Consider the following 24,289-nt stretch of genomic DNA (forward strand, 5'->3'; position numbering starts at 1 on the left):
TAAATACACATTTTTTCACATTAAAAATAGTATTTTGTTATTATATTTTTACCTTTAATATGAATTTTAAAGTGATTTATTTATCAATCATTATTTCTTTATAACTTATTACCAATAAACATTACTTTGAATTAAAGATAGTTATCTGTTAGAAAAACAAAAAATCTTTAAATATACATTTTTCATTAAATCCAGTGTATTTTTGTTCTACATAATGAAAATATAACGTTATCTCAGAAAAACTAACCACTTACTTTTATTCTCTCCATTTTTTTCAGATCTATACAAAAAAATCCGCCTGATATAATCAGACGGATTCAACCTTAAATATATTGATCAAAAAACTCGAGCACTTCCTCATAAACCTTCATCTCATTCGCCTTCTTCGAAAATCCGTGCCCCTCATCATCCAGCACAAGGTACTTCACATCACGCCCTTTTCCTTTCAGCGCTTCAACAATCTGATCTGATTCCGCTTTGACCACGCGCGGATCCTTTGCACCCTGGATGACAAACATTGGTTTAGTCATTGAATCCAGGTATTCAATCGGTGAATCCTCTGTCAGCTTTTCTTTATCTTCTACCGGGTCTCCAACCCACTGCTTCATGACCGGCTTCCAGTGTTCGGGGACTGATTCGATAAAGCTGAACAGGTTACATGGTCCAAAAATGTCGACGACTGCTTTGAAGTAGTCTGCGTGGCGGCCGTGCAGGAGCAGTGCCATGTAACCGCCGTAGCTTCCTCCCATGAGCAGGACTTTGTCGCGGTCTGCGAGTCCTTTTTTAAATAAATATTCCAGTCCTTCAATATTATCTAGACGTGGGCCGTGTCCCCAGTCGCCTTCGACCATTTTAGAGAACTTCAGTCCGTATCCTGTTGAGCCGCGGAAGTTTGGTGCGAATATGCTGTAGCCGCGGTAGACCAGGAATTGAAACAGAGAACGGAATGTTGCACGTTCTGCCGCCTGTGGTCCGCCGTGTGGCCATAGAATGACATGACCATTGCTGTTTTCAGGCTTCGCTTTGAAGAACTGTGCTTCGATTTCCAGTCCGTCAAATGACTTGTAAGTGTGAAGCTCAGGCTCTGCCATATCCTCTTCTTTTACGCCCGGCACGTTATACTTTGTCAGCTGCTTCCACTGGCCGTCTTTTCTCATATAAATGTTTGCCGGTCTGACAGCGGTTCTGCCTGCGAGGTAAAGGTTGCCTGAGTCCGCTACCTTCAGTCCTGCAATTTCAGTGGTTGGGATATCAATTTCGTTTAACGTTTCTTCTTTCAAATCGAATTGATACAGCTTGTCTTTCACACCTTTTTCAGCTCTGATATAGAGGCTGTTTGAAGATTGGTCATAGTAAACGCCGTCGAAGTCTTCTTTTTCTATTGCAGCAACTTTTTCGAATGATTCATCCTTTAAGTTAAAGCGGGCAAGGTAGGAGAAATCCTCACCGTAGTTCGTTGTAAAATAAATCTGCTGATCTGAAACGAATTCTACTCCTGAAACTGTATGCTGTTCTTTACGATCAGGCGTCAGATAAATTTCCTGACCGTCCTTTTTTACAAATGCTAGGACATACGTATTTGCATAGTGCTTTACATAGACAATCGCCTGTTCATCAGGGCTTTTTGCTGTAAGATACGTTGCTGCATCGGTTCCTTCATGGATAACCTTTTCTTCTTGTTCTTTCAGCTCATAGCAATACGACTTGAGGTAAGTCGGATCTTCTTTAGTAGAAGTATAATACAGTCGCTCACCATCTTTACTCAGATTCAGTCCCATGTGCCGGGCACCTTCATGCGTACGAAGCGGTTCTAGACTTCCACCCGCTGGCGGTACGGCATAAATCTGACCATTCTCGTCCCCGTCCTGATCCATAATTGCCAGAATGTAGCGCCCCTGCTTGTCGTACGCAAGTTCTGAACAGCTCTGATTATGGAAGCTGAGCGGGTATGGAAATGCATTTGGCAGATCCATTGCCCAAAGGTTATATTTCCCGTTCAGATTTGTACTGAATACGAGCTGTGTTTCTTCTTTATTTACTGTAAATGTCTGAATGCCGAATGTCTGAAAAAAATTCTCAACATCCGGCTGTCTGAAGTTAATCATCTAATAAAATCCTCCCTGTTTGTTTCGTTCTACGTAATATTCTATTAAATGTACTAATAATCCTTTATTTTTATCATTTTTGTAGGACATTTTCACTTTCTTATTAGGTATGTTATTTATAAAAATCAATATTAGTTTTTGCACAGCAGGGGATTGAAGTGGAAGGGGGCGACTCCTGCGGCAGGAAGGGACGTGTGAGACCAAGCATGGCGAAGCCTGCTGGCTCACCGCCCGGCCGCGGAAAGCGTCCCCCTGAAACGGAAATCAACTGCCAAACTTACAGCGCAAAACTTTTAAATTGAATAAGAATTCACTCTGCGCTATACTAAAATCCTAAACTAAATATCGTTCCATCTTCAGGGCAGGGTGAAATTCCCGACCGGCGGTAAATGTAAGAGTGAGCCCGCGAGCGAATAGGGAGCTATTTGCTGACTCCGTGAGAACCGGAGGCCGACAGTATAGTCTGGATGGGAGAAGATGGAGGCAAGAATAAGGGATTTGCAAAAGCTGACCCTTTATTTCGTGCTGAATTCTCCCTGCTGATTGCGCCGAATCTGCAGGGTTTATTTGTGTACGAAGCCGAAACTTCTGTGTGGAACGAGGACAGGAGCTACTCATGTTAAAAAACACACAACTTTTAGTTAAGCTATCCATGCTTAGCGCAGTGGCATTCTTACTGATGATGCTCAATTTTCCACTTCCGTTTTTACCGGATTTCCTGAAAATTGACTTCAGTGATGTGCCTGCTTTACTTGCAGCAATCATGTTTTCACCAATGGCTGGTGTGATTGTTGAAGCATTAAAGAATATTTTGTACTATCTTTTTAAAGGCAGTGGCGTTCCTATCGGCGAGCTTTCAAACTTTATTGCCGGATGTGCCTTCATCCTGCCGGTAGCGTTCTTCTACCACAAACGCAAAACAAAAAGCGCACTCGCTAAAGGGCTTGTAGCAGGAACTATATTAATGGTTCTGCTGCTTGCAGTACTGAATTACTTTCTGATTCTGCCTGCGTATGCGTGGTTCTTTGGAATGGATTACATGCTTGATCCAGCTGTTAAATTAGGACTGACAACCGGCGCGATTATTCCATTTAACTTAATTAAATCAGCATGTGTCGCAGCACTGTTTATACCGTTATTCGTAAAATTAAAGCCATGGATCCGTCAGCAGTCTCTGCAAACCGGACCCGTTTAACAGATAAGCACCAGTCGGGCGTTTCCCTGACTGGTGCTTTTACATGCTATAATAAAGAAAAATGCTGGAGGTTGACTCATGCAACAGAAATTGATGGACCGTTTGATTACATATGCAAAAATCGATACACAATCTGATCCAAATTCTCCTGCCACACCTTCCACTGAAAAGCAGTGGGATCTGCTTCGCCATTTAGAAAAAGAGCTTAAAGAAATTGGCCTGGAAGACGTTGAAACAGATGACCACGGTTATTTAATGGCTACCCTTCCTGCAAATACTGAAGGTGACATTCCAACGATCGGCTTTCTTGCACACGTTGATACAGCGACTGATTTTACAGGAACAAATGTAAATCCCCAGGTAGTTGAATATACCGGTGGAGATATTCAGTTAAACGAAAAAGTGACAATGTCACCTGCTGAGTTCCCTGAGCTGAGCAAATACAAAGGTCACACCCTCATCACAACTGATGGCACAACGCTGTTAGGTGCAGATAATAAAGCCGGTATTGCTGAGATTGTAACAGCAATGGAACACCTGATCCAAAATCCTGAAATCAAGCATGGCAGAATCCGTGTTGCTTTTACACCGGATGAAGAAATTGGCCGCGGCCCTCACAAGTTTGATGTAAAACGCTTTGATGCTGACTACGCCTATACAATTGATGGCGGTCCACTTGGAGAACTTCAATACGAAAGCTTTAACGCAGCCGGCGCAAAGCTGACGATTCATGGGACGAACGTTCACCCAGGCACAGCTAAAAATAAAATGGTGAACTCACTAAAGATTGCAATGGAGCTGAATCAGATGCTTCCTTTAAATGAAGCGCCTGAATTTACGGCCGGCTATGAAGGCTTTTTCCATTTGATGCAGATGAATGGGGATGTCGAAAAAACGGAGCTTCAATACATCATCCGTGACCATGACCGTGATAAATTTGAAAAACGTAAATCCACATTGCAGCGCGTAGCAGATGAAGTAAACGCTAAGCACGGTGAAGGTACTGTTGAAATGACAATTGAAGACCAGTACTACAATATGCGTGAAAAGATTGAGCCTGTGCGACACATCGTGGATATTGCTGAAGAAGCGATGAATTCACTTGGTATCGATGCGATCATTGAGCCGATCCGCGGTGGTACAGATGGTTCCCAGCTCTCATATATGGGGTTGCCAACACCGAACGTTTTCACTGGTGGAGAGAACTTCCACGGGAAATTTGAGTATATCTCTGTGGATAACATGGAAAAAGCGTCTCAAGTGATTGTCGAAATCGCTAAACTTTTTCCACATGTGGATAAGTGATTTTTGAAAGGGGTACATTGTGGACTTAAGAAAACTGGATTTAATTTTAAGTGTTGTTTTACTCATAAATTCAATCAGAATTTTTTATTTGATCGTAACGAAAGAAGATCCTGTACCATTTGATTATATGGTTTTATTTTTCTCTACAGTCGGAGCTGTTATTTTATTTATGAACAGTCGACGCAGGAAGATGAAAGCAGAGGGTCGTTTGGAAGAATAGATTTTAGGGGCGGGACATTTATAAAAATGTTCCGCTTTTTTTAATCGTTACACTACACTTCAGGCGGACGCTTTCCGGACGGTGGTTGCTGAGCCTCCTCAGGCTTCGCCTTGCGGGGTCTCAGCTTCCCACTAATCGTCCCGGAGTCGCCGCCTTACGTTTCGTTCCACTGAATTGGTAATTCATCAAATAATTTATTTTTCAAACATGACTTAACACTCTTCTGTTCATAACTATAACTTTAATATATTAATATTTTTATAAAATATGTAAATTAGTTAATAAAATTAAAAAGGAATCTAATCCAATAGATTCCTTTTTAATCATTTATTTATTCATTTTATCCAAGAAACTTCCTAAAAGGTCATCTAAATCTTCTTCTTTTTCTTCCTGAATTTCTTCACGCTCAATTTCGATTGAATCAATTGAGTCCAGGTCATCAAATTCAGGTGTCTGCTGAACAGGCGGTGTTGACTGTGGCTCTCTAACAGGCTCCTGCTCATCTTCCTGCAGGTAGAGTGCCTCATCTACAGATAAAGAGGTGCTGTTCATGGACGCCAGGATTGCTGTTGCTCTTACAGGGTCATTTAACAGCTGATAGACGATGTTACCAAGCAAGGCTTCAGAGTGTGCATGTCTGAGCCATGCCCGTTGTTCTTTGGATAGCTGTTTTGGAATCGGGACGGTAATGGTTTCTCTTTCTTTTTGAGAGTTCTTACCGAGTCCTTCAAGTGCAAATTCTGCAATTTTACTTGAGAAGTTTCTTTTCTCAGCCTCTTTCAGTCTTTGCAATTCCCTCAGCAAATGGTCCGGTGTATCAGAAGGCAGGCGAAAGGTAATCGCCTGTCCCTTCTTGATCGTACCACTCATTTAATACACCTTATTTTGAAGCTGCTTTCGCTTCAGTTTTCTTAGGAGCAGCTTCCTTACTGTTTCTGCGCACAAAGTCATTAATCAGCTTGTGATAAGCGTTAGCCATCATCCAGATGCTTTCTTTCTCGTCTTCAAAGAAGTCAATGTTGTAGCCATCCAGGTTATTATTAAGCGTCTTCAGATAGTCCTTTAACACCATTGAACCACCGCCGACAAAGTAGCAGATCTCTGTCTGTGAATTCTTAGCCCATACGTTGCGCAGGTGACGATATTCTTTTTTCGCAAGGTCAAGAAGGATGCGGTCAGTAATATCATGTACGCTTGTACGAGAACCCTTCACCATGATGTGGTTACGGTCATTTTTCTTCGTGATGATATCCACTACATCACGGCGCGTATCAAGCTCTACGCCGTGGCGTGAACGGATTTCTTCACGGATTGCTTCAAGTGATTCAGATACACCCAGATTGAAGCCCTGCGCCTTGTCGTCATCAACGTTGCGGTTGCGAATGACAGCGATATCAGTTGATAATCCGCCGATATCCTGAATCAGAATCTGCTTATCAATCAGGTCACGGTTGATGATCTTGCCTTCATTGTCCATTACTAGGTTAATAAACGCTGCAAACCCCTCAGGATAGACCTTTACTTCTTCAAATTTAATATTTACTTTCTTACCCTGGAATTTTGGTGTTACCAGGAATTCCACCTGATGAACGGATCCAAGCAGCTGAGAACGGAAACCTACGTCCTTACCCTCTTTTACTTCTCTGAGAGGCAGACCTGTTCCAAGTGTATAAGTTGCATCAATCACGTTATTTTTAGCTTCAAAGCCGCTCTCAGCACGTGCTGCATCAAGTGCAATACTTGCAAATAGCAATACGAGTGACTGATCCTCTTCTGATTTGCTGCTGCCCGGGTCCAATTCTGTCGCATTATCACTCTTTGTTGCAAGGTTACCCACACGATAAATTGCGTTATTGTCCTGCAGGGCAGGGGAGTGAACGCGGATATGTAAGCCGTCCAGTGGATCTTTTTCGTGAAGATCTTCAATTCCGATTACCGGACGATCCTCGCGATCTCTAGCTATAACATTGGGGATATTGAGTTCATAGTCTGATTGGCCAAATAAAGCTTTCACTGAATCATTTCCAACATCAACTGCTGCAATTCTTGTCTTAGTCATAATAAACCTCCTGAAATAAATCTACGGATTGGCTCCGCTCCTATTAACTTTATATAAGAGAAGGTAAAACGTCAATCAATCATAAGTACTGAAAAATCAGATTTGTTGTTTACAATACTGTATACTTGTTTGCATATATGTACACATGCTTTTATATCAGTATGTGTACATACTTGTTTACATGTGTACAATAATGTATACATAATGTTTACAATTTGTTTACTTGTATACGTTTTTGTACACAATCATGATTCTGTCTATTTTTAGGTAAAATATGAAACTAAATGTCAGTTCATTCGTACTAAAATAAAAGGGAGGCGTTAGAAAATGAATCCATTTTTAACAGTGTGGTTCAAACCAAAAAGCACAACAAATTATGTGATTGAAAATAAGAGTGTGAAATACTCGATTATTTTATTCATCATATCTTCGTACACATCAACTTTAAATGGGTTACAGGAAGCTGGTTACATAGAAGGGATGTCACTCTTATTAGTTACTGGTTTAATTCTCATATCCGGACCAGTCTTTGGATTTATAGGGTTTTATATTGGAAGCTGGTTGTTTACATTAGTCGGAAAGTGGATGAATGGAACCGGGACATTGGAGGATATGAGAAAAGCAATTGCGGTAACTGCAATCCCTAATGTATTCATACTGCCGGTTTTAATTATTTATATCCTGATTTACGGAGAGATGTATTTTCAGGCACCAGCATGGAATGAGTTCTCTTCTATTCCACTGGGTGCATCACTGACCTTAAATGTCATTATGATGACGGTAGGCATATGGAATATTGTCATTACCAGTAAAATGATTGGTGTAGTCCACAACTTTTCAAGCTGGAGAGGGTTTGGCGTATCACTAGTGATTGGTGTATCACTTGCAATACTGTTCATACCTATTATCTTAGTGATTGTAGGGGTTAGTTTAATGTAAAAAATCTATACTAAAACGCTTCTGAAATAGAATTCAGAAGCGTTTTTATGTGTGTTTATTCAAATGTTCCTTTGACAACAGCTTTATTGTTCATTACCATAGGCTTACCCATCGCAAAAACACTGTCAATTTGAAAGTTTCGCTGATCTAAAAGCACTATATCAGCATCTTTCCCTGCAGCAATTTCTCCTTTTTGAGAAAGCTTTAGAATTTTTGCAGGGTTTTTAGTAATGACACTAATAGCAGCACTAAGTTCAAGCCCTTCAGCAGTAATCGATTCATGAACCGCCTTGAATAATGAGCTCACTTTCCCTAACTGTAAACCGATTAACTCACCATTTTTATCAAAATCGGGAAGGCTTGCCTGACCATCAGATGTAAATGTAATCAAGGATGGATCTACACCTGCTTCAAGCATTCTTTTTAATGCTGCAGCTGCCTTTACTTCCCCTTCGTCAAGAAACTTAGGGATTGTACTGGTTGTAAAGTCAACATAACCACCTTTTTTCGCATATTCTATTCCCGATTCAAATAAGTGAGAATTTCGGTTTATATGTGTCGGATAAAACTGTTTAATCGGTATATCTGTTGTTTCGACAACCTGCTCAATCAATGACAGGTGATCATAACTGTCACCCACGTGAATATTGACGATTCCTGCCTTCCCGGATAACATACCGCCAATTCTTGCAGCAGATGCAATTTTAGCAAGCTCCTGTACAGTCGGCTGTGAGGAACGGTGGTCTGCGATGGCAATCTCCCCTGCCCCGATGACGCGGTCGATCAGCATTAAATCATCTTCTATTTTTCCGGTCAGCGTTTTGACAGGGACCTGATAAGAACCTGTGTGGACGTAACAGGTGATACCTTCTTCATCAAGTGCTCTCGCTTTGGCAATCAGAGATGGCATAGTACGTGTTGTTCCATCCGTCCCAATCACGCCTACTAGCGTTGTGACACCGCCCAGTGTGGCATCTGTTAATTGGAGTTCAGGTGTACGCGTCCTGTAGCTGCCTTCCCCTCCACCTCCTATAATATGAACGTGTGAGTCTATAAACCCCGGAACTGCAATTTTTCCATCAGCCTCAATCACGGTAAGTCCAGGGGTTTGAGGAGGTAGGTCAATATGATCTTCTATTGCAGCTATTCGTTTATCAGCTATTAAAATATCTTTAAACCCAAGAGGATCAGGGTTATATACATCTGCATTTTTTATCAGTGTAATCATGAAATCCCTCCTACTTTTTTGCAGGATATACCTTAAGCTTCTTGCCTTTAATCGTGGTTTCTTTCAAAGCGCTGATTACTTTATGACCTTTACCATTATGAATTTCGATAAATGAGCAGGTCGGTTCGATTGTAATAATGCCAATATCATCAGCAGTCACACCATCAATCGCTGTGATCGTACCGACAAAATCCCCCGCTCTCAGCTTTTTCTTCTTACCGCCATTCACGTAAATCTTCAGGATATCTTCACTTACTTTTTCAATCGCAGCTGTCTTACGCTCCTGCTGCTCCTCCATTTTAGACCAGAAAGCACCAATGTCAGCAGGCGGCACTGAATGAAGCTCAATCAGATTAGCATTTGTATATTCGATAATGGCTGCCAGACGGTCATCTTCCCGGCCTGTTTCTACAAATGAGACCACTTTACCACTCTGACCTGCTCTTCCTGTGCGGCCGCTTCTATGCGTATATGCAGGAAGCTCAAGGGGCAGATCGTAATTTAGGACTAACGATACGTTGGCTACATCAATGCCACGGGCAGCAATATCCGTTGCAATGAGATAACGGAAGTCTCCCCGTTTGAATTCATTCATAACGTCAAAGCGCTCTTCCTGGACCATACCGCCATGAATTTTGTCGCATGAATATCCAGCACGGTCAAGCCGCTCTGTTAATTCATCTGTCCGGTCCTGTGTACGGCAGAAGATCATGCATGTATCAGGGTTCTCGCTCATTGTTACCTGTTTTAACAACTCAAATTTCTGTTTTTCTTCTGTTATCATATAATAATGCTGAATCAGATCTTCCACTTTATGCTGAGAAGCGATTTCGAATCGCTCTGGCGTTTTTAGCCATTTAGCAGCCAATGACTCTACTTCCTCAGAGAAAGTCGCTGAGAAGAGCGCTGTGAGCCTCTCTTTTGGCATGAAGGCCATAATCGCTTCAACCTGTTCAATAAATCCTCTGTTAAACAGCTCATCCGCTTCATCAATAATGACATATTTTAACTTAGAAGGATCCAGCGTACCCTTTTCCAAATGATCGAGCAGTCTGCCTGGTGTTCCTGATATAATATGCGTTTTTTGCTTCAGTTCAAGCTTTTGCTTCGCAAAAGGCTGTCTTCCGTATAATGCTGCTGCTTTCAGACGTTTGAAACGGCCGATCGCCAGTGCATCAAGTCGGACCTGGTCTGCCAGTTCACGTGTTGGGGTGATGATCAGTGCCTGAGGTTTGTTTTCTTCCCAGACGACTTCATCGCTTATTGGAATCGCATAAGCAGCTGTTTTGCCGCTCCCTGTCTGTGCTTTTGCCATCAGATCGTGACCGGCTTTTATGGCAGGGATGACCTGCTCCTGTACTTCTGTTGGTGCTGTATATGAAAGTTTCTCAAGTGCTTCTGTGATGGAAGGGCTGAGATTAAATTGTTGCCAGGTGTTTGTCATGTGTTGCTCCTTTATTGAGTGATGCTGTTTAGTATACCACGGAGTGAACAGAAAAAACTGCCCGTCATCTGATTAGATGCGGACAGCATGGTCACTTATTCAATTAAACTTCACGACTCCAATGACGGTGCGCTTTGATTGCTTCAACAAATGAATGGGTAAAGCTGTCTGCATCATTACCGTGGATCACACCAGGGCTGTCTGCAATATCATTTGCCTCAAGCCACTTCGTTCCTTCATGCGTTGCACCAATTGGCTTAAAGTGCATAAACGCTTCATTCAGGAAGTAAGAGGTCGTCTGAACAAACTTTTTGCTGAGGTCTTTACCACCTACTGCGTATAGTGCATCATAGAGTACTGAGTCAGCAGTCAGGAAGGTCTGATCCACTTTCAGTTCAGAACCGTCTGTACCCTTCAGTACACCCATTGATTCACTTACAATCTCAACTTCAATCCCTTCGCCTTCAAGCTTTTCAATGATTGAAGGTACATTACCTTCAAATCCGTCTCCTGCAATCAGCAATACTTTACGCGTCTTTGCAGATTTAACGGTGTTTTCCTGGCTTAGTGCAGGGGATGACTTTGTTACACCTGAATCACTGCCTTGAGGTGCTTCAAGACCAATATTTTTCGCTACTTCAGTCGCAAGCTCTATGCTGACATTTGCAAACATATCAACAACCTGTCGTCGGACAGAATCACTTTCACATTTTCCAAGTTCGAAGCTGAAAGCATTTTTTATATGTTCTTTTTCCGGTGCACTCATACTGTTCCAGAAAAGAGTAGCCTGAGAGAAATGATCTTTAAAGCTGTCACTTCTCGCACGGACTTTACGTCCTTCCATCTTCTCCTGGTAGTGTTCAAATCCGCCTTCTTCAGGTGATGCAGGCTCTGGCGTATTGTTCGCAAGTGAATTCTTATGATAGCTTACTTTACCTTTGTTAATGGTTTGTCTGCCATAGCCGTCACGCTGATTGTTGAAGAACGGGCATACAGGACGGTTGATTGGAAGCTCATGGAAGTTTGGACCGCCAAGACGGATCAGCTGCGTATCTGTATAAGAGAACAGGCGTCCCTGAAGCAGTGGATCGTTTGTAAAATCAATCCCCGGCACAAGATGTCCAGGGTGGAATGCCACCTGTTCAGTTTCTGCAAAGAAGTTATCCGGGTTGCGGTTCAGTGTCATTTTACCGACAATTCGTACCGGTACATCTTCTTCCGGCCAAAGCTTAGTCGGGTCCAGTACATCAAAGTCAAATTTGAATTCATCTTCTTCAGAAACCAGCTGTACGCCAAGCTCATACTCCGGATAGTCGCCGTTTTCAATTGATTCAAACAGATCTGCTTTATGGAAGTCAGGATTTTTCCCGTTCAGCTTCTGTGCTTCATCCCATACAACAGAATGCGTACCAAGTACAGGCTTCCAGTGGAATTTCACAAAATGAGCTTTTCCTTCTGCGTTAATAAAACGGAACGTATGCACACCAAAGCCTTCCATCATACGATAGCTTCGGGGAATGGCACGATCAGACATTGTCCACATCACCATATGTGCAGATTCCTGGTTATTCGCTACAAAATCCCAGAAAGTATCGTGAGCTGAAGCTGCCTGTGGAATTTCGTTATGCGGCTCAGGCTTCACTGCATGTACAAGGTCCGGGAATTTAATGGCATCCTGAATAAAGAATACAGGGATGTTATTCCCTACAAGGTCATAGTTCCCTTCATCTGTGTAAAATTTTGTTGAGAATCCCCGTGCGTCACGTGCAAGATCAGCTGACCCTTTCGATCCTGCTACTGTTGAGAAACGCACAAACACAGGCGTTTTTCGCGACGTATCAGTTAAAAAACCTGCCTTCGTCACATCTTCAAGTGATTCATATAATTCAAATTCACCGTGGGCACCTGACCCCCGCGCGTGAACAATTCGTTCAGGTATACGCTCGTGGTCAAAGTGAGTCATTTTTTCTCTGAAGTGAAAGTCTTCGAGAAGGGTCGGCCCTCTGACACCTGCTTTCAGTGAAAATTCGTCTTCTGATATTTTAAGCCCCTGATTGGTTGTCATCTTTTTACCGGAGTCGTCTGTTTTGAACTGTTCGAGCTGCTGCTGCTTTTTGTTCGGGTTTTCGTTACTCAATGTTATTCCTCCTTATGTAAATATGTGATGAAACTGCCTTTATCTGTTTCCCTGTTAATTGTTTCGACAAACAAATTATTACGAAATTTTTCGAAATTAAAAGGCACCTCACTTTAAAAGTGAGGTGCCTGCAGTTTTATGGTAATACTGTCGAGCCCATCAGATAGCGGTCGCATTCACGCGCTGCTTCACGGCCTTCGTTGATTGCCCAGACAATCAGACTCTGTCCGCGTCTCATGTCACCTGCTGAGAATACGCCTTCTACGTTTGTGCGGTAGTCACCGTATTCAGCTTTAACAGTAGAACGTTCAGTTGTTTCAAGCTCAAGCTGCTGGATGAGTCCCTGCTCCGGTCCGCTGAAGCCGATTGCAAGCAGGACAAGGTCTGCTTTCCAGACTTTTTCTGTACCTGGAATCGTCTCACGGATACGGTTGCCGTTCTCATCTATGCGAAGCTTAACGTTGATTGTGTGTACTTCTTTGACGTTGCCATCTTCATCGCCGACAAATTTAGTTGTCTGTACAGCGAAAGCACGCGGGTCAGAGCCGAATTTTGCCGCTCCTTCTTTTTGACCGTATTCAATACGGTGTACAATTGGATACTGTGGCCACGGATTGCCCATCGCATCGCGGATCGATCCTTTTTTATCATAGATATCAAACTGAGTCAGGCTGCTGCACTCGTGGCGGATTGCAGTTGCCAGACAGTCAGTTCCTGTATCTCCCCCGCCGATTACGATCACATCTTTTCCTTTAGCGGAAATGTAGTTGCCGTCTTCAAGGTTAGAATCAAGAAGGCTCTTTGTATTGGCATGAAGGAAGTCCATTGCATAATGAATTCCCTTCAGGTCACGGCCTTCTACAGGGATGTTACGGTGTACCTGAGCACCGCCACAGAGAATAATTGAATCAAATTCATCACGCAGCTTCTGTACAGGTACATTCCCGCCGATCTCCGCATTTGTTTCAAATTGAATGCCTTCTTGTTTCAGGATATTCACGCGTCGTTCAACAACACCATACGGCAGCTTCATTTCAGGAATCCCGTATGTCAGCAGTCCGCCAACGCGGTCACTCTTTTCGAATACAGTAACCCAGTGGCCAGCTTTATTCAGCTGAGCTGCTGCAGCAAGACCAGCAGGACCCGATCCGACAACAGCAACCTTTTTACCAGTGCGCTGCTCAGGTGGTTCCGGTACAACCCATCCTTCATCAAAGCCGCGCTCGATGATTGAACGCTCGACTGTACGGATAGCGACAGGATCTTCATTAATCCCGAGTACGCATGCGCCTTCACATGGTGCAGGACACGCAATACCTGTGAACTCAGGGAAATTGTTTTTCTCGTGCTCACGCTCAAGCGCTTCCTTCCACTTACCCTGATAGACAAGGTCATTCCATTCAGGGATTAAGTGGTTAACAGGGCATCCTGTTGTCTGTCCATTGATTTCTGTTCCTGTGTGGCAGGTAGGCACGCCGCAGTCCATGCAGCGCGCCCCCTCCAGCTTCACTTCTTGTTCAGGCATCCGCGCCGTGTAGTCTTTCCAATCCTTAATTCGTTCTTTAGGATCACGCTCACGCTGCGAATGACGTTCATATTCCATGAATCCAGTAGCTTTCCCCATCAAATCCCTCCTTAAAGATTAGTGCGCAACGGCTTCACGCTTGCTTTCTTCAAATGCAGTCATTTCTGCTTCATCCTTCGTTGAGCCGCTTTCAATCAGTTCTGAAATACGTGTATTAATCTTCAGATACGCTTTCGGTACAACGCGGATAAACTGTTCTGAGTACTTCTCCCAGTACGTCAAAATCCGTTTGCCGTGACCGCTTTCTGTATATTCAACGTGCTTTTCAATCAAGTTATAAACGTCCTGTTTCTCCTGAGCATCCACTAACGGTTCAACAAGGACAAGCTCTTCATTACAACGCTCTCTGAATGAGCCGCTCTCATCAAAAATGTATGCAACCCCGCCGGACATGCCGGCTGCAAAGTTACGACCGGTTTCTCCGAGCACAACAACCCGTCCGCCTGTCATATATTCACATGCATGGTCTCCAACACCTTCAACGACCACTTCCGCTCCACTGTTACGGACGCAGAAACGCTCTCCTGCTACCCCGTGGATGTAGGCTTCACCATCAGATGCACCATAGAATGCTACATTACCGATGATGATGTTCTTTTCAGGCGGGAATGTGACAACAGGATCCGGATGAACGATGATTTTACCACCGGATAATCCTTTTCCTACGAAGTCATTGGCATCCCCAACGAGACGAAGCGTCATGCCTTTAGGAATAAACGCACCAAAGCTCTGCCCTGCTGACCCTTTAAACGTAAAGTTGATTGTATCTTCAGGAAGTCCTTCTGCACCGTAGCGGCGTGAAATTTCACTGCCGAGCATTGATCCAGTTACACGGTTAATGTTACGGATTGCCGTTGTAAAGAAGACTTTCTCCCCTTCTTCAATCGCTTTTCTCGCCTGTGGAATCAGTTCCTGGTAATCAAGCGTCTTTTCGAGTCCGTGATCCTGATTCTGCATATGATAACGGCCTACTTTTGCCGGAAGATCCGGTGAATAAAGCAGTGGAGAAAGATCAATGTCCCCAGCTTTCCAGTGATCAATGTTCGGGTTGCGCTCAAGGAAATCTGTGCGCCCGATCATTTCGTTCACTGTTCTGAAACCAAGATCTGCCATGATTTCACGTGTTTCCATTGCAATAAATCTCATAAAGTTTTCAACATGATCAGCTTCACCCGTGAACTTTTTACGCAGCTCAGGGTTCTGCGTTGCGACACCAACCGGACAAGTATCCAGGTGACATACGCGCATCATGATACAGCCAAGCACAACAAGTGGTGCTGTAGAGAAGCCGTATTCTTCTGCGCCAAGCAGAGAAGCCATGACAACGTCACGTCCAGTCATCATTTTTCCATCCGTTTCAATCACAATACGGTCACGCAGACCATTTAAAAGCAGTGTCTGGTGCGTTTCTGCAAGGCCGATTTCCCATGGAAGACCAGTATGCTTCAGACTCGTTCTTGGTGCAGCACCAGTACCACCGTCATAGCCACTGATCAGAACAAGGTCAGCACGTCCTTTTGCAACACCGGCAGCGATTGTACCGACACCTACAGCTGATACAAGCTTCACGCTGATACGCGCGCTCGGATTTGCATTTTTCAGGTTATGAATCAGTTCTGCAAGGTCCTCAATTGAATAAATATCATGGTGCGGCGGAGGTGAGATCAGTTCAACACCTGTTGTAGATCCACGCACTTCCGCAATCCATGGATATACTTTCTTACCCGGCAGGTGTCCACCTTCACCAGGCTTTGCGCCCTGCGCAACTTTGATCTGAATCTCATCTGCGTTGACAAGATAATGACTCGTTACACCGAAGCGGCCTGATGCAACCTGTTTGATCGCACTACGGCGCGAGTCTCCATTTGGTGATGGCTTAAAGCGTTCAGGGGATTCCCCGCCTTCACCTGAGTTACTGCGGCCGCCGATACGGTTCATCGCAATCGCAAGTGCTTCGTGCGCTTCCTGTGAGATAGAGCCGTAAGACATTGCACCGGTTTTAAATCTGCGGCAGATCGCTTCTACAGATTCAACTTCTTCAATTGGGATGGATTGTCCCTTTTTAAATCTCATTAACCCTCTCAGCGATTGAAGGTTTGCACCTTCTCCTGCAAGCAGCTGTGAGTATTTCTTAAATGTAGCATAATCATTTGTACGGCAGGCATGCTGCAATGTATGGATCGTGCTCGGGTTATACGTGTGATGTTCTCCATCTGCACGGTACTGGTAATCATCACCTGAATCCAGGCTTGGCGTACCGGCACGCTTATCTTTGTATGCGCGCTCATGACGAAGAAGCACTTCTTTTTCGATCATATCCATTTTGATTCCGCCGATTCTTGACGGCGTTCTTGTGAAATATTTATCTACTACATCAGGGTGGATACCGAATGCTTCAAATATCTGTGCGCCTCTGTAACTCTGAATCGTTGAAATTCCGATTTTTGAGAGCACTTTAATGACACCATCTGTCGCTGCATTGATATAGCTTTCAACAGCTTCATCATGTGTTTTACCTTCAATTTCACCTGTTTTGATCAAGTCGCGAACCGTTTCGAACGCAAGGTATGGATTAATGCCTTCAGCCCCATAACCGAGCAGCGTTGCGAAATGATGAACTTCTCTCGGTTCACCGGATTCAATTAAAATACTAACCTTTGTACGCGTGCCCTGACGGATCAGGTGATGATGAAGACCCGCTACAGCAAGTAATGCAGGAATTGCTGCCTGATCTGATGTGACACCGCGGTCAGAAAGGATAAATAATACTTTTCCGTCTGCTACAGCCTGGTCAGCCTTTTCAAAAATGGCTTCCATCGCCGGCTCAAGGCTGCCCTCTTTTGCATCAAACAGCGTGGAGATTGTCACGGCCCCAAAGCCATCAAGGTTCTGCTGACGCAAAGATTCAAGCTCTTTATTATTTAAAATTGGTGTTTTAAGTCGGATATGCTTACAGCTTTCAGGTCCTGGTGCAACCAGGTTTCCTTCAGGTCCAATTGTCGTTTCCACCATTGTGATCAGCTTTTCACGGATTGCATCAATCGCCGGGTTTGTCACCTGCGCAAATAACTGCTTGAAATAGTTATATAAAAGCTGAGGCTTTTTAGACAATACAGCGATTGGTGAATCATAGCCCATTGACCCGACAGGATCTTTTCCGTCTGAGACGAGCGGCTTAATGATTTTATTTAGTTCTTCACGTGTGTAGCCGAACGCAACCTGCTGCTCTGCCAGATCTTCTCCTGTAATTTCAGGTGCCAGTTCTTTTGGTTCTTCCAGCTCTTCAAGATCTTTCAGGTTTGTCAGCCATTCTTTATAAGGCTGCTCAGAAGCAATTTGCAGCTTCACTTCTTCATCAGGAATAATCGTTCCTTTTTCAAGGTCAACAAGCAGCATCTTTCCTGGTGTGAGACGCTCTTTGTATTCAATATCATCAGCAAAAATATCAAGTGCGCCTACTTCAGATCCAAGTACGATCATTCCGCTCTTTGTCACGTAGTAACGCGCAGGGCGAAGTCCGTTACGGTCAAGGAAGGCACAGATCTGGTTACCGTCTGTAGTTACAAGCGCAGCAGGTCCATCCCAAGGCTCCATTAACGTACTGTGGTACTGATAGAAATCTCGCTTTTCCTCGCGGATTGTACTGTCATTTGACCATGGCTCAGGCACCATCATCATAGCGGTGTGCGCAAGTGAACGTCCTGACAGATGCAGGAATTCAAATGCATTATCAAACATTGAAGAGTCACTTCCGTCGTCATCAATGACCGGCAGGATTTTTTGCAGTTCATCTTCGTTAAAATGTTCAGAAGCACACATTTTTTCGCGTGCTCTCATCCAGTTCACATTTCCCCTGAGCGTATTAAATTCTCCATTATGGATCGTATAACGGTTCGGGTGGGAACGTTTCCAGCTTGGGAAGGTGTTCGTACTGAAACGTGAGTGGACTAGCGCTAGCGCGGATTTGAAGTCTGGGTGATTCAAGTCAATGTAGAAAGAATCCAGCTGTTCCGGGATCAGCATCCCTTTGTACACGATGGTTCTTGTTGAAAGACTGCTCACATATACATCTTCAAAGCCTTCAATCACAGGCAGTTCACGTTCAATTCTGCGGCGGATCACAAACAGCTTGCGTTCAAAATCCATTTGATCCTGCAGGTCGTCAGAAGCTTCAACAAATACCTGGCGAATCGCAGGTTTTGATTTTGTTGCGACCTTACCTACGAATGAATCGTTGATCGGTACCGGTCTCCAGCCAAGGAAGCCCTGACCTTCTTCCTGGATGATCTGTTCAATTAACTCTTTACTTTTCATTCTCGTGTTATGTTCCTGAGGCAGGAAAACCATTCCTACGCCGTACTTACCTGAGTCAGGAAGAAATATATTTTCTTTTTCACATTGTTTTTGGAAGAATCGGTGTGGGATCTGTGTCAGGATTCCGGCTCCGTCACCGGTACTTGTATCGGCTGACTGACCTCCACGGTGTTCGAGGTTACATAGAATGTTAATCGCATTCTGAACGATATTATGCGTTTTTTCCCCATTAATATTGGCGATCATACCAATACCGCATGCTTCATGTTCGAGTTCCGGGCTATATAAACCCTGCGGATCCGGATAACCAGTCTTTTTCATCTAAACGTCCCCTCTCTTTTTTAAAAGTGTGAAAGTCGTTCTTCATTTGAGGTGAAGAGAGGCATTTGCCCATAGTACTTTCATTTTCGAACTAGTATATCATGAAAATAACATTAACATAAAATTCAGATAACGATTTTCATTGCATTTTTATGAATAAAAATGAATGAAAACGCTGTCATTAAAGGATTGCAGGTATTCATAAAACCCTTTTATCCCTTGATATGTATACGTTTCTTTAAATATGAAGAAAAATTCGAAAAAAAGATAATTTTTTATAAAAAAACACTCTTCCAATACAAAACAGCGCCTTCCCAATTCCTGATTGTGGGAAGACGCTGGATGGATTTGTTAGTCAACAGCCTGCAAATAAGCCAGAGATACTTTTAAGTTTGCATTTTTTTCTCTTAATCTATCCAGAAGATCCTGATCCTTTGTCTCATTTTTACTTCTGATTGCAAAGGTGTATTGGATCATTGTTCCGAGATTAGTTGTTTCGATTTGCCTCAGTTCATAGCTTTCAGTATAGCGCTTTAATATATCATCAAACATTTGCTCATGGTTCAGATTTTCAGGTACAGTTACTTTTAGAAGCTGCGTATCTTTGCCTTTTCCATAATCAAATTTATACAGAAGATAAAATATTAGACTTGCAAAAATTGTTAACATAAATGCCAGACCAATCTGATACAGGCCACAAGTCATGCCAACACATAAACCAAAGAAAATATAAGCAATGTCTTTAGCATTAGTAACAGCACTTCTAAAACGGATCAAAGAGAATACCGCAAATAACCCGAATGCTACACCTGCGTTACCACTCACAACATTCATTACCACTGAAACAACGACGCTCATCATAATGATGGTGTGCACAAAATCCTGCGAATAACGCTCTCCTGTGAACGTTTTCTGATAGACCATTGTAATAACAAAACTCAGTAGTGCTGCAGTAGCCATTGCAATAAATGTCATACTGAATGACGACCCCTCTGCTGCACCAAACGTAAATAACTGATCTAATTGATTCCCCATCATTCCACTCCTCCAAATTTAATTTTTTCCAGTTCCCCATACCCCGGAATTAAGTCTCCCTTTAAAAGCTCCATACTTGTACAGAATTTTGATGCACTCCGCTGTTCGCATGAGAGGTTTTGCAATATTTTTGTCAGCCATAGTGGTACGCTATGCGTTACTTTAACCTCCATTACGACCAGTTCCCGGTCAACGAACAAATCTCCATGTGGACCGTTCTCAATTTTCAAATCATCGTTTCTGCATCTCAGATTTAAATCAAATGTAATTCTCAGATCCGGATCCCATGTACAGTGAAAAGCGTGACGGTCATAACTGACAACCATTTCAGGTTGCAGCCGGTAATAACGCTTAAAATGATCAATCTCCTTAAACACCTGAATATTTGTAGTTCGATAAGTTGAAAGATCCCCCGGATTACGCCTGTTAAGATATTCGTATGCTTCCTTGAGCGGTATCAGCATCCGCCTTTTATTGACTACGTTGTTATGTTTTTGTTTCACCTCAAAAAAAGCAGTGCTGTTTAACGTCGCATCATCATATACTCTGAGCCTCAGCTTTTGTCTAAAACGCAGTTTGTTTTTTGTTTCAAAGTAAATTTGCTGATCTGGAGAGTCGAAATAGAGACTTGTTACCGTGTATTTACCGTCTGTTCCATTTTTATCTGCTCTCATATAAGGAGACATTTTTTTAACTAAAGATAAGTACTGCTGAGTAGTGATTAAGTATTTTTGTTCACGTCTGCTAAAAATTTCGATAGCCATCTTCCAGTTTTCCTCCTTCCTTGATTGTTATTGATCCATATTTTTAAAGGGATATTCATATCATAGTTTCGTAATATGACAGAACGGTGAGAGAATTATGAGAAAGAGATTAGAAAAGTGCGACAAGCTTCTAATTTTGCTATGCTAAAGGAAGTGAAGACTTTAAAGGAGGTTATACATATGAACAAAGTTTACGATTATACGGTGCGCAAAACGAACGGGGATGTCATGTCACTTGATGCTTATGAAGGTCAGCCGCTCCTCATTGTGAATACGGCAAGCAAATGTGGCTACACACCACAATTCAAAGGCCTGCAGGAGCTCCATGAAGCATATAAGAAAGACGGGTTAGTCGTACTTGGCTTTCCATGCGACCAGTTTGCCAATCAGGAGTTTGAAAATATTGAGGAAACAACTGAATTCTGTCAGGTTAATTATGGCGTCACATTTCCCCTCATGGCGAAAGTAAAAGTGAATGGTGAACAAGCTGAAAACCTGTTTAAATTCCTGAAAGAAGAAAACGGCGGGGATATCAAGTGGAATTTCACAAAGTTTCTTGTAGACCGGAATGGACACGTAGCAGGACGCTACGAACCTGCAGTAGAGCCTGCTGAAATGAAGAAGGATATTGAGAAGGTTCTTTAATAGCTTTATTTCAAATTTAGTACGGGATGATGAGGATTAATTAACTCTCTAACGTTTTATTAAAATCTTAGTGGAGTGGAGCGTAAGGGAGCGACTGCGTCAGGAAGGGACGTGTGAGGCCATGGCGAAGCCTGCGGGCTCACCGCCCGGCCGCGAAGTCCCCCTGAAGCGCAACGGAACGAGTAAAGGGCTCAGACAAAATTGTCTCAGCCCCTTTTTTTATTCCGTCACTGTCTGTACTTCCTCTTCCACCGGCCATCTCGAAAAGTCAGTAATAATCCCATCTACGCCATAAGAAACTGCCTTTTGAATCAGTCTCTTATCCTTTTTAGACCACACCAGCACTTTTCCACCTCTGGCATGGATCTCATCTACTGTCCGTTTTGCAACAGAAGAAATATTAAAATTAATGTAAGTGGCAAATGAGGTCAAATCGTCTAATTGCCATAATGATACGGGTACAAAAGAGGCTTTCATGAGGACTGCGATTTGGAGGTCCGGGTCCAGTTCATGGATACGCTTCATTGCGTCGATATCAAAAGACTGTACGATGACACTTTCAGTCGCAGGATATTGTGATAATACTTCCACAACCCTTTCTTCAATGCCAGGATATAATGCCGGGTGCTTTACTTCAATCAGAAGTCCAACCTGTCCGTAAAATGATTCCATCAATTCATTTAATGTAATAACCGGTTCCCCGTGATAGTCGGGATGGAAATGAGACCCTGCTTCAAGTGCTTTCAGTTCCTCTAGCGTCATATTTTTAATAAAACCGCTCCCATTGGTCGTTCTGTCGACTGATTCATCATGCATAATAATCAGTTCGCCATCCCTGGATAAATGCACGTCCGCTTCTATAAAGTCTGCTCCAAGCTCTATACCTTTTTGAAAAGCTGCATGCGTATTTTCCGGTGCATAGCTCGCTGCCCCTCTGTGAGCTACCGAAATCATCCCTTCAACACTCACGTCTTTAACCGGCTGGCTGATATACCCCACCAGTAAGATCAGACAGGCACTCAGAAATGCAAGGAAGGTCAGCCGCCTTCGTTTCCACTTCCCAATCATTTTCAGTTCCCCCTCATTCAATAAGTCTGAATTTTCTATTTATATGATTAGTATATCATATTTTAAAGAAGGTGGTGGGGGTATTTGTCCAATATTGCGCATATTTTAACCCCTGCAGGATGTTCACTGCAGGGGTATCTGTAAACTTATGAAATACTGAAACCAATCTTCCCAAGCTGTTCAGCTTTTTCAATGCGCTCAAACGCAGACTTATAATCTGCTAAATCATACACCTGGTCCATTACCGGGTGAATCTGATGCTTTTCAATAAAAGCAATCATCTCATCCAGCTCTTCAGCACTTCCCATTGTTGATCCGAGCAGATTTTGCTGACCGTAGAAGAAGTCGCGCAGGTTAATCGTTACTTCGTCTCCGGCTGAAGCACCGAATGTCACGATTGTGCCGCCTTTTCTAAGCTGTTTCAGTGATTGATTAAAGGTTGCTGCTCCGACGCATTCGATGACAAGGTCCATCTTTGTTCCTTCAAGTGCCTCTTCCCAGTCCCCTTCACTGTCAATGGCGTGGTCAGCTCCAAGCTCAAGTGCTTTCTGACGCTTTTCTTCAGAGCGTGAAGTGACATAAACTGTTGCACCGGCTGCTTTAGCAAATTGAAGAAGAAATGTTGCTACACCACTTCCTATACCAGGAATCAGCACTTTCATTCCTTCTTTCACCTGGCCGCGGGTGAAGAGTGCACGATAGGCAGTCAGCCCCGCCAGTGCGACAACGCCTGCTTCTTCCCAGCTGAGGTGTTCAGGCTTCTTTACAGCATTTTCAGCTGGCAAAACAATACTCTCAGCAAACGTCCCATGACCCGGCAGCCCGACAATGTCAAACTCCGGTGGCGGCGCATCCGTATTATGCTTCCAGTTGATCCCCGGGTTAACAATAACTTCATCACCCTTGCTGACATTTGTTACCCCTTCACCTACTTCATCCACAACACCTGCTCCATCAGAACCTACAACAAGTGCGGGATCCTCTTCTCCATGACGGGTTAAAACAAATAGATCTCTATGATTCAGACCTGCCGCTTTCAGTTTAATCCTCACTTCTCCTGCTTTCACTTCCGCCTGGTCCAGATCTCCGTATGTAAGACCATCCATTCCTTTTGGTCCTTTATGATACACAGCTTTCATCATCAAAACCCCTTCCTAATACTAATGATTTGCTTCAATTGTCAAACATTCTTTACCTTTTCTCACAACCGACTTCCCATCTAAAAATGAATAAGGTCCACCCTTACCCTCCACTGTCATAATCAGCAATTGTCCGGTCCCGTAATCCAGTTCAACAAGGTCAAATTCTGCAGACAAAGACGGTTTTGTCTCCTCATAGATCCGGTCATGAAATGATTCAATATCCAGGTCGACAGGCACACCCAGAATGGTTTTGCCATGCCCTTTTACGCGGTCAGCAATCCCAAAGACGACACTGCCGCCACCACCATTTGCCATGCAGATCGCGTATTCAACCATTTTGCGGACGTTATCTTCTGTTCTATTACTCCACTGTTTAAAATCCAGGTCCTGCCCTTCAAAATCATCTGCAACATGGGCGTCTAAACGTCCGACCAGCTGCATAATCTGATAAATGGATTTCATCATTATCACCCTCAGCCATTTAAAATAACGGAACCACAAAGCTTGCAATGAGCAGAATGACTGCAGCTGCAATTGATGGAGTAAAAAATATGACCGCTTTTTCAAAACGCGGATTATAATGTCCATTACTCTCAGTTACTGCGTGCGCTTCTGCCATATTAGAAGATAGACCGCCGGAGGAACTGAAATAGAATGCTGCTGCCAAAAACACAAACCCTGTGAACTGCCACTCCATGAAAGTAAACCGGACCAGCAAATAAGCACCTATAGTCATCAGCACTAAAAATACGATAAGCCAAATTAGGTAATTTTTCATTCAAA

General features: G+C 43.3%; 19 protein-coding genes and 1 riboswitch. Of the genes, 5 read left to right on the plus strand and 14 right to left on the minus strand.

Features of this window, described 5'->3' with window-relative positions; genetic code table 11:
- Window positions 1-323: 323 nt before the first annotated feature.
- Complete coding sequence (locus LG330_RS17140; RefSeq protein ID WP_404406013.1) at window positions 324-2,105, minus strand: S9 family peptidase; 1,782 nt, start codon at window positions 2,103-2,105, stop codon at window positions 324-326.
- Between the two features lie 348 nt (window positions 2,106-2,453).
- Window positions 2,454-2,588: riboswitch (FMN riboswitch) on the plus strand.
- Window positions 2,589-2,721: 133 nt separating this feature from the next.
- On the opposite strand from LG330_RS17140, the gene LG330_RS17145 reads away from it, so the two are divergent.
- The 3 genes from LG330_RS17145 to LG330_RS17155 all read left to right on the plus strand — a co-directional run bounded on the left by LG330_RS17145 (window position 2,722) and on the right by LG330_RS17155 (window position 4,825).
- Complete coding sequence (locus tag LG330_RS17145; protein ID WP_404406015.1) at window positions 2,722-3,300, plus strand: ECF transporter S component; 579 nt, start codon at window positions 2,722-2,724, stop codon at window positions 3,298-3,300.
- Between the two features lie 78 nt (window positions 3,301-3,378).
- Entirely contained in the window at window positions 3,379-4,605 is a 1,227-nt protein-coding gene (gene pepT, locus LG330_RS17150; RefSeq protein ID WP_404406016.1) for a peptidase T, read from the plus strand.
- A gap of 19 nt (window positions 4,606-4,624) precedes the next feature.
- A complete protein-coding gene (locus tag LG330_RS17155) occupies window positions 4,625-4,825 on the plus strand; it encodes a hypothetical protein (protein WP_404406018.1) in 201 nt (66 codons plus the stop codon).
- A gap of 327 nt (window positions 4,826-5,152) precedes the next feature.
- Here LG330_RS17155 and LG330_RS17160 read toward each other — a convergent pair whose 3' ends face one another.
- A complete protein-coding gene (locus LG330_RS17160) occupies window positions 5,153-5,695 on the minus strand; it encodes a hypothetical protein (RefSeq protein ID WP_404406020.1) in 543 nt (180 codons plus the stop codon).
- A gap of 10 nt (window positions 5,696-5,705) precedes the next feature.
- Window positions 5,706-6,884: a ParM/StbA family protein gene (locus tag LG330_RS17165; protein ID WP_039812385.1), complete on the minus strand. Its 1,179-nt coding sequence runs from the start codon at window positions 6,882-6,884 to the stop codon at window positions 5,706-5,708.
- 327 nt (window positions 6,885-7,211) lie between these two features.
- On the opposite strand from LG330_RS17165, the gene LG330_RS17170 reads away from it, so the two are divergent.
- Window positions 7,212-7,823, plus strand: a complete 612-nt coding sequence (locus LG330_RS17170; RefSeq protein ID WP_404406022.1) for a YIP1 family protein — start codon at window positions 7,212-7,214, stop codon at window positions 7,821-7,823.
- 55 nt (window positions 7,824-7,878) lie between these two features.
- On the opposite strand, the gene iadA is transcribed toward LG330_RS17170, so the two are convergent.
- From iadA to LG330_RS17205, 7 genes are all read right to left on the minus strand, one after another.
- Window positions 7,879-9,051, minus strand: a complete 1,173-nt coding sequence (iadA, locus tag LG330_RS17175) for a beta-aspartyl-peptidase (protein ID WP_404406024.1) — start codon at window positions 9,049-9,051, stop codon at window positions 7,879-7,881.
- A gap of 10 nt (window positions 9,052-9,061) precedes the next feature.
- On the minus strand, window positions 9,062-10,495 hold the full coding sequence (locus tag LG330_RS17180; protein ID WP_404406026.1) for a DEAD/DEAH box helicase: 1,434 nt from the start codon (window positions 10,493-10,495) through the stop codon (window positions 9,062-9,064).
- A 103-nt stretch (window positions 10,496-10,598) separates the two neighbouring features.
- Window positions 10,599-12,632: a catalase gene (locus tag LG330_RS17185; RefSeq protein WP_404406028.1), complete on the minus strand. Its 2,034-nt coding sequence runs from the start codon at window positions 12,630-12,632 to the stop codon at window positions 10,599-10,601.
- A gap of 136 nt (window positions 12,633-12,768) precedes the next feature.
- Window positions 12,769-14,256 (minus strand): glutamate synthase subunit beta, encoded by a 1,488-nt coding sequence (locus LG330_RS17190; RefSeq protein ID WP_404406030.1) that lies wholly within the window; start codon window positions 14,254-14,256, stop codon window positions 12,769-12,771.
- Between the two features lie 18 nt (window positions 14,257-14,274).
- Window positions 14,275-18,852: a glutamate synthase large subunit gene (gene gltB, locus LG330_RS17195; protein WP_404406032.1), complete on the minus strand. Its 4,578-nt coding sequence runs from the start codon at window positions 18,850-18,852 to the stop codon at window positions 14,275-14,277.
- A 351-nt stretch (window positions 18,853-19,203) separates the two neighbouring features.
- On the minus strand, window positions 19,204-19,887 hold the full coding sequence (locus tag LG330_RS17200; RefSeq protein ID WP_404406034.1) for a DUF4956 domain-containing protein: 684 nt from the start codon (window positions 19,885-19,887) through the stop codon (window positions 19,204-19,206).
- Complete coding sequence (locus LG330_RS17205; RefSeq protein WP_404406036.1) at window positions 19,887-20,651, minus strand: polyphosphate polymerase domain-containing protein; 765 nt, start codon at window positions 20,649-20,651, stop codon at window positions 19,887-19,889. The genes LG330_RS17200 and LG330_RS17205 overlap by 1 nt, the downstream gene beginning before the upstream one ends.
- Before the next feature lie 180 nt (window positions 20,652-20,831).
- On the opposite strand from LG330_RS17205, the gene LG330_RS17210 reads away from it, so the two are divergent.
- Entirely contained in the window at window positions 20,832-21,296 is a 465-nt protein-coding gene (locus tag LG330_RS17210; RefSeq protein WP_404406038.1) for a glutathione peroxidase, read from the plus strand.
- A 219-nt stretch (window positions 21,297-21,515) separates the two neighbouring features.
- Here LG330_RS17210 and LG330_RS17215 read toward each other — a convergent pair whose 3' ends face one another.
- From LG330_RS17215 to LG330_RS17230, 4 genes are all read right to left on the minus strand, one after another.
- Entirely contained in the window at window positions 21,516-22,364 is an 849-nt protein-coding gene (locus LG330_RS17215) for a glycerophosphodiester phosphodiesterase (protein ID WP_404406040.1), read from the minus strand.
- 146 nt (window positions 22,365-22,510) lie between these two features.
- The gene (locus LG330_RS17220) at window positions 22,511-23,503 is read right to left on the minus strand and encodes a zinc-binding dehydrogenase (protein WP_404406042.1); all 993 of its coding nucleotides are present in this window, start codon (window positions 23,501-23,503) and stop codon (window positions 22,511-22,513) included.
- Window positions 23,504-23,524: 21 nt separating this feature from the next.
- The gene (locus tag LG330_RS17225) at window positions 23,525-23,971 is read right to left on the minus strand and encodes an ATP-binding protein (protein WP_404406044.1); all 447 of its coding nucleotides are present in this window, start codon (window positions 23,969-23,971) and stop codon (window positions 23,525-23,527) included.
- 16 nt (window positions 23,972-23,987) lie between these two features.
- Complete coding sequence (locus LG330_RS17230; RefSeq protein ID WP_404406046.1) at window positions 23,988-24,284, minus strand: hypothetical protein; 297 nt, start codon at window positions 24,282-24,284, stop codon at window positions 23,988-23,990.
- Window positions 24,285-24,289 lie beyond the last annotated feature (5 nt).

It is taken from the genome of Jeotgalibacillus malaysiensis, assembly GCF_044789845.1.
GTDB classification, from domain to species: Bacteria; Bacillota; Bacilli; order Bacillales; family Jeotgalibacillaceae; genus Jeotgalibacillus; species Jeotgalibacillus malaysiensis_A.